At 68.8% G+C, this 4,763-nt stretch carries 6 protein-coding genes; 1 reads left to right on the forward strand and 5 read right to left on the reverse strand.

The features are described 5' to 3' along the window. Positions 1-51: 51 nt before the first annotated feature. From VGB60_RS02855 to VGB60_RS02875, 5 genes are all read right to left on the reverse strand, one after another. A complete protein-coding gene (locus VGB60_RS02855; protein WP_331036771.1) occupies positions 52-1,155 on the reverse strand; it encodes a bifunctional transcriptional activator/DNA repair enzyme AdaA in 1,104 nt (367 codons plus the stop codon). A 58-nt stretch (positions 1,156-1,213) separates the two neighbouring features. After that, entirely contained in the window at positions 1,214-2,332 is a 1,119-nt protein-coding gene (locus tag VGB60_RS02860) for an HAAS signaling domain-containing protein (protein ID WP_331036772.1), read from the reverse strand. A 23-nt stretch (positions 2,333-2,355) separates the two neighbouring features. After that, positions 2,356-2,685, reverse strand: a complete 330-nt coding sequence (locus VGB60_RS02865) for a PadR family transcriptional regulator (RefSeq protein WP_331036773.1) — start codon at positions 2,683-2,685, stop codon at positions 2,356-2,358. A gap of 83 nt (positions 2,686-2,768) precedes the next feature. Next, on the reverse strand, positions 2,769-3,464 hold the full coding sequence (locus tag VGB60_RS02870) for an SDR family NAD(P)-dependent oxidoreductase (protein ID WP_331036774.1): 696 nt from the start codon (positions 3,462-3,464) through the stop codon (positions 2,769-2,771). 111 nt (positions 3,465-3,575) lie between these two features. Then, positions 3,576-4,442, reverse strand: coding sequence for a Ku protein (locus VGB60_RS02875; protein ID WP_331036775.1), 867 nt, complete (start codon positions 4,440-4,442; stop codon positions 3,576-3,578). 136 nt (positions 4,443-4,578) lie between these two features. Here VGB60_RS02875 and VGB60_RS02880 point away from each other — a divergent pair. Beyond that, a partial coding sequence (locus VGB60_RS02880) for a hypothetical protein (RefSeq protein ID WP_331036776.1) occupies positions 4,579-4,763 on the forward strand: 185 nt, incomplete at its 3' end.

The raw sequence follows: 4,763 nt of genomic DNA on the forward strand, positions 1-4,763 counted from the left end.
ACCAGAAGCACTTCTCCGGCCGGGGTAGCGACGCGATCCAGCGTCAGGGTCTCAGGCGGCGTGTTTCGCATCGCTTCTCTCCATTACCGACAGGTCGCCGAGTCCGGCCGCCGCCAGATGCAGCGCTCCATAGGCCCGCCACGGGCGCCAGCGTTCGGCGCGTGAGACCAGCCGGTCGTCGTCGAACCGGTCGCTGGGCGGGTCGGTTCGATCGTCGACCCACAATCCGGGCAGGCGCAAGCCCGGCCGCGCCTCGACCAGCGACCTCAGAACGGGGTCGGCGGCGAGGTCGCGAGCGATCGCCTGGGGGTCCGCGGAGAGATCGAACACCCGCCGCACCCGGGCCAACACGCCCGGCAGGGCCTTCAATTCAGGCGTGTCCACACAGACCGCCAACCGTCCGACGTCCGCCGGTTCGACGGAGACAAGACCCCCCGCCCCGTCTACGTCAGGGTACAGGGCATGCGTCCATCGCCCGTCCCTGACGGCGTCGCCGCGGCCGGCCAAGGCAGACAGCATCGCGGGCCAGTCATAGGGCGGTCGGTAGGGCAGGCTCAGCCGCACGCCGCCCGTGTGCAGCCGCTCACCCCGCCGCCTGAGCGCCGATGGCGGGCGGTCATAGAGATGCTGGAAGGTCTCGTTGAACCGCCTGACGCTGCCGAAACCGGATGCGAGCGCCACCTGCGCCATCGACAGATCCGTCTGATGGATCAACGCCTTGGCCAGGAGCACGCGCCGGGTCTGGGCCACGCTGACCGGCGCGGCGCCGAGGTGCTGGCGGAACAGCCGGCGCAGCTGGCGCTCGCCGACGCCCAACCGCCCCGCCAGAGCGTCGACATCGCCGCCGTCGAGCGCGCCCGCCTCGATCAGGGCCAGCGCCCGGCTGACCGTGTTCGAGGTCCCGCGCCAGGCGCCCATGTCCGGCGCCGTCTCCGGCCGGCAACGCAGGCAGGCCCGAAATCCAGCCTCCTCGGCGGCGGCCGCGGAGACGACGAACACCATGTTCTCCCGCTTCGGCGTGCGCGCCGGACAGACAGGGCGGCAGTAGACGCCCGTGGTCTTCACGCAGCCGAAGAAGCGCCCGTCGAACCGTGCGTCGCGCGTGACCACCGCGCGGTAGCAGGCCTCCTGATCCAGTTCGGCTGCGATTTCCATGCCGCGAGAATGCCCCTCCCCCGTAGCGAAGTCTCGCGGTTTTCGGACATAGCCGTGATCAGACGTGGGGTTTGGCAGCCGGCTGAACCATTCGCCACAGGCTGGCGACGATCTTGAAGATCAGGCTGATCGCTGTGACCGCCAGCGCCCAGGTCATGACGACAGAAAGGGTGTCGGCGGCGCCGGCCAGATCACGCGTCCGGTCGCTCAGGTCGCGCAGCCGGTCAAAGTCCAGCAGGGACCAGTCACCCGCCACCCGGGCCGATTGTCCCTCCTGCGTCAGGGTGAACCAGTGGCCGGCTTCCAGGATGGTCCAGGTCAGCCACAGGCCGACGGCGGAGATCGCCGCCATGGCCGCCGCGCGCAAACGCACGGCGTGGGGCCGGGCGAGGCTGGCCAGATCGATCGCGAGTTGCGCCACGGCATAGAGCAGGATGGCGCCGAACAGGGCGTCCCAGATGGGCGCCCCGGCGACCGACGCGTCCCCACCGCGCAGGCCGATCTGGGCGAACCTCGGGAAGTGGATGGCGCCCACCCACCACAGGATGAACACCCCGGTGGCCAGCGCGGAGAACAGGTATTCCGAGCCGGGCCACGCCTGGGTGCGCATCTTCGGCATCCAGATCGCTTTCGCCGTCTCCTTGCCGGCCATCGAGGCGCGCCACGTCGCCGGATCGGACAGACCGAAGGCGCCGAGATCCCTCACCCGCCACTTCGTCAGCCAGGTCGGCCGGATTCCCTGATGCTCGAAAATCGCCGCCGTCAGGGTCGCTGCCCCGATCAGGGTCAGACCGGCGCCGAAGAAGCCGTGGAAGGCCTGGGCGATCGCCTGACCGAAGTCATCCGGGCCGCCGATCAGCCGGATAAGCAGACCGATGGCGTAGACCGCCGCCAGCACCATCAGGCCCGCCTTGACCCCGAACAGCCAGTACGGGAACAATTCGGGCCCCACGAGAGTGTCCGGACCCTTGCGGTAGCGGGCCGCCACGACGAGGGGGTGTCCGATCTCGCGCAGGATCGCTTCCTGCTCGTCCTCGGTGAGGGCGCGCCCCAGTTCCTCCTCGCGCGCCTCGAAGCGGCTCAGGATCAGGTCGCGCAGCTCCGCGACGATGTCGGCCCGCTCGTCTTGCGGCAGTTGCGCCGCGACGGCGTCCAGATAGCGGTCGATCATGTCCATGGCTTTTCCCCTTCAGCCGGAATTCAAAGAATCTTGTCGAGCGAGGCGTTGATGCCCCGCCACTCGTCGGTCAGCGCGGCCAGCATCGAGACGCCGCCGGGCGACAGGACGTAGAAGCGCTTCTTCCGCTTCTCCTCCTCCCGCCATTCGCTGTTCAGCAGTCCGTGGCTCTCCAGCCGGCGCAGCAGCGGATAGAGGGTCGATTCCTCCATCTCGAGCCCATCGGCGGCCAGAGCCTGACGCAGGGTGTAGCCGTAGCGCTCGGTCCGCAGGCAGGCGAGCACCGCCAGCACCAGCGAGCCGCGGCGCAGCTCCATCCGCATCGATTCAAAAAGCTCCGGATCGACGCTCATGCCGCTGCCCTGTCCGCCACATAGTGTGTGACATACAGTATGTGGCACATAGCAAGTCGAAGAGTCAACTCCGCCCCTGTGGCCTATTCCGGAATGCGGGCGCCGTCCCAGGCGAAGACGCCGCCGCTGTCGGAGGGTTCGAGCCCGTCGATCACCGCCAGCAGGCGTTCGGCCGAGGTCTCCGGCGTGAACAGCTTCTCCGGCGCGACGCCTTTCTGGAAAGGCGCGCTCAGGCCGGTATCCACCGTGCCGGGGTGCAGCCCGGCGATGACTGCCTGCGCATGGGTGCGGCCGATCTCCACCGCCAGATTGCGCAGGATCATGTTCAGCGCCGCCTTCGACGCCCGATAGCTGTGCCAGCCGCCCAGCCGGTTGTCGCCGATCGACCCGACCCGCGCTGACAGCGCGGCGAAGACGAAGCGCCAGTCCCGCGGCGCCAGCGGCAGGAAATGCTTGGCGATCAGCGCGGGCCCGACCGTGTTGATCCGGTAGTCGCGCAGCATGTGCTCGGCGGTCAGGGCGCGATAGCTGCGCTCAGGCTCGAACGGCGCATGCAGCACGCCCGTGGCGACGAACACCAGACCCGGCGGCGGCCCGTCCCGCACCCTCGCGGCGGCGGCCGCGATGGACGCCTCGTCCTCCAGATCAAACCCGGTCCCGGATCGCGACAGAGGATGAACGACGGCGAACCGCCCCGACCCTTCCAGCGCCTGCACCATCGCCGCGCCGACGCCACCCGACGCGCCGATGACGACCGCCGCCTGATCGATCTCTCTCATGCCGTGATCAGCGGCGGACCGCGGGGTATGGTCAAGCTATGGAGGGCCGACGAGACGTTATGCCGCCCTCCTCGTCTTCCCGGGGCCGCGCAGCGGAAGGACGTGGAAATGTCAGGCCGCCTTCTTCTTGGCCGCAGGCTTCTTCGCGGCCGCCGCCTTCTTCGCCGGAGACTTCTCGGCCGGCGCCTTCCCGCCGCCGCCGGCCGAGCCCTTCAGGCTGGCGCGCAACGCCGCCATCAGGTCGACCACATTGGTGTCGTCCGGCTCCGGCGCCTCCACCAGACCCTTGCCGCCCTTCTGTTTGGCGGCGATCATTTCGCGCAGGGCGTCGTCGTAGCGGTCCTTGAACTGCGAGGGATCGAAGTCGGCCTCCTTCTGGGCGATGATCCGCGTGGCGATCTCGACCATGTCCTTGTCGGCCTTCACCTCGGGGATATCGTCGAAATAGTCGGCCGTGTCGCGCACCTCTTCGTGCGGCCGGAGGCTGTAGGCCACCAGCCCCTTGCCCCGGACCTCCAGCGCGATCTGCCGCTCGCGGCCCCGCAGCACCAGGCAGCCGATGGCGATCTTGCCCGCCGCCTTCATGGCGTCGCGGATGACGGCGAAGGCCTCGGTGCCGACGCCCTTCTCGGGCACCACATAGAAGGGGCTGTCCCAGTACAGGCGGTCGATGTCGTGCTCGTCGACGAACTCGCCGATGTCGATGGTGCGGGTCGACTCCAGCTTGACCTTGTCGAAGTCCGCCTCGTCGAACAGGACGTATTCGTCCTTCGACACCTCATACCCCTTCACAAGGTCCGAGCGCTCCACCGGCCCGGTCTCGGGATCGGTGGCCACCATCCGGATGCGGTTGTTGGTCTCGGGATTGATCAGGTGGAAGCTGACGTGGCTGGCGGTCGAGGTCGCCGTGTAGAGGGCGACCGGACAGGTCACCAGCGACAGCTTCAGATGTCCCTGCCAGGTGGGTCGGGCGGCCATGGTTCGCACTCCGTGTTCGGCGGGGAAACGCGGCGGGGCGGGAGTCGTTCAGCACCTCTGGACAGCCGGCCCCATCGGGTGTGTCCTGACGAGTCCGGCGCAGACCAAGAACACGCCGGTTCGAGTGTGAGGAAACATGTCCAACCGTCCCAGCCACATCCGGCTCAACTCCCATCCCGGCGGCGGAACGGCCGGCCGCTTTCCGCTGAACTGGGGCGCTCCGACCGCGCAGGAGCGGGGGCCGGTGATCGGCACCGTAAACTCCGGCAGCGACCGCAACGCCATCGGCGCGCACGGCGGGGCCTATTCGGTCTATCGCGC

This window comes from Brevundimonas sp. (genome assembly GCF_036399195.1).
Taxonomy (GTDB): Bacteria; Pseudomonadota; Alphaproteobacteria; order Caulobacterales; family Caulobacteraceae; genus Brevundimonas.

Coding starts and splice junctions, on each gene's coding strand:
- VGB60_RS02860 (WP_331036772.1), bottom strand. CDS start 2,332: ATGGACATGATCGACCGCTATCTGGACGCCGTCGCGGCGCAACTGCCG.
- VGB60_RS02870 (WP_331036774.1), bottom strand. CDS start 3,464: ATGAGAGAGATCGATCAGGCGGCGGTCGTCATCGGCGCGTCGGGTGGC.
- VGB60_RS02855 (WP_331036771.1), bottom strand. CDS start 1,155: ATGGAAATCGCAGCCGAACTGGATCAGGAGGCCTGCTACCGCGCGGTG.
- VGB60_RS02865 (WP_331036773.1), bottom strand. CDS start 2,685: ATGAGCGTCGATCCGGAGCTTTTTGAATCGATGCGGATGGAGCTGCGC.
- VGB60_RS02875 (WP_331036775.1), bottom strand. CDS start 4,442: ATGGCCGCCCGACCCACCTGGCAGGGACATCTGAAGCTGTCGCTGGTG.